This is a genomic window from Mycobacterium asiaticum (assembly GCF_001668675.1).
Classification (GTDB): domain Bacteria; phylum Actinomycetota; class Actinomycetes; order Mycobacteriales; family Mycobacteriaceae; genus Mycobacterium; species Mycobacterium asiaticum_D.
Genome location: NZ_LZKQ01000320.1, coordinates 1 through 1453, shown reverse-complemented (window position 1 = coordinate 1453; position 1453 = coordinate 1). Strand labels below are relative to the sequence as shown.

At 76.7% G+C, this 1453-nt stretch carries 1 pseudogene; it reads left to right on the top strand.

The annotated features are described in order from the left end of the window. Positions 1-65: 65 nt before the first annotated feature. Positions 66-1453, top strand: a pseudogene (locus tag A9X01_RS30945) (PE family protein); the annotation flags it as partial.

The window sequence follows — 1453 nt, the reverse complement described above, 5'->3', positions numbered from 1 at the left end:
CCCCCCTGACCGCCGTCGCCGCCGGTCGAGGGTCCCGTCAAATCCATGCCGGGGAACTCCGTGGAATGCCCCACTCCGCCGGCCCCACCAGTACCACCGTCGGCTCCGGCGGCGCCGGCGGTGAAGGTGCCACCCAAGGAGGTAATGGTGGGGCCGGTGGCCTGGGCGGAGATGCGGGTGCCGTCGGCCAGGGAGGTACCGGCGGGGACAGTGGTGGCGGTCAGTTCGGCGCGGCCGGCGCGGACGGTGAGTTGCCGACCGGGGCTTCCGGTCATGGTGGGGCGGGCGGAGTCGGTGGTAACGCTACTGACCGGAGCCCCGGAAGCATGCCTGGTGCGGGCGGCATTGGTGGTACCGGTGGTGTCGGTGGAGACGGCGGCACCCTGGGTAACGGTGGCGCCGGAGGTGCCGGTGGCAGCGGTGCGGCCGGGTTGTCCGGCCCAGACGGTGCCAGCTACGGCGATTCGGGCGGCAATGGCGAGGCCGGCGGTGCCGGTGGGGCCGGCGGTGCGGGCGGCTCGGGTGGCGCGGTCCGCGGTAACGGCGGGGCCGGTGGGCTCGGCGGTGCTGGCGGCAGCGGTGGTAGCGGCGGGGCCGGCGTCGTGGGTGCGGAAGGCGCCACACCAGGTGGAGACGGTCAAAACGGCGGTAATGGTGGTGACGGCGGGGTCGGAGGTGCCGGTGGGGCCGGCGGTAACGCGGGTGCCGCGGGTGGTTCTGGCAACGCAGGGGTCAACGGCACGGGCGGCACGGGCGGTACCGGAGGCGCAGCAGGCAGAGCTGGTGATGGTGGCGCCGGCGGTGCCGGCGATAGCGATGTTTTAGATGGCGGACGCGGCGGCGACGGCGGCGACGCGGGCGCTGGCGGTGCCGGCGGTGATGGTGGAACGGTTGGTAGCGGCGGTAGCGGCGGCAGTGACGGTGCTGATGGCAGCGCGGGTGCGGCGGTGACCAGCGGTGGCAACGGCGGCCAAGGCGGTGATGGCGCTGACGGTGTCCGCGGCGTGCTTGACGGCCGAGGCGGCAATGGCGGGGCTGGCGGTAACGGCGGGTCGGTGGGCAACGGTGGGCAGGGCGGGGCCGGAGGCGACGGTGCCTCCGGTAGTGACGGCTCCTCCGGCGGCCCCGGGACCAGCGCCGCAGGCGTTGCCGGCACCTCCGGCGGCGACGGCGGCCAGGGTGGCGCTGGCGGTCTTGGGGGCGCGATCTCGGGTGACGGAGGGAATGGCGGGGCCGGCGGCCAGGGCGGGCGCGGCGGTAGTGGCGGTGATGGTGGTTCCGGCGCTGAGGGCAGCACGTTCAGCTCGGGTGCCCCGGGCGGGGCCGGTGGTGCCGGCGGCGACGCCGGCAACGGTGGGGCCGGCGGCGCTGGCGGCGCGGCCCTGGGGGCGGGGAACGGCGGCGCGGGCGGTGCTGGCGGGGCTGCCGGGCCGGGCGGGTCCGGCGGGGGCGG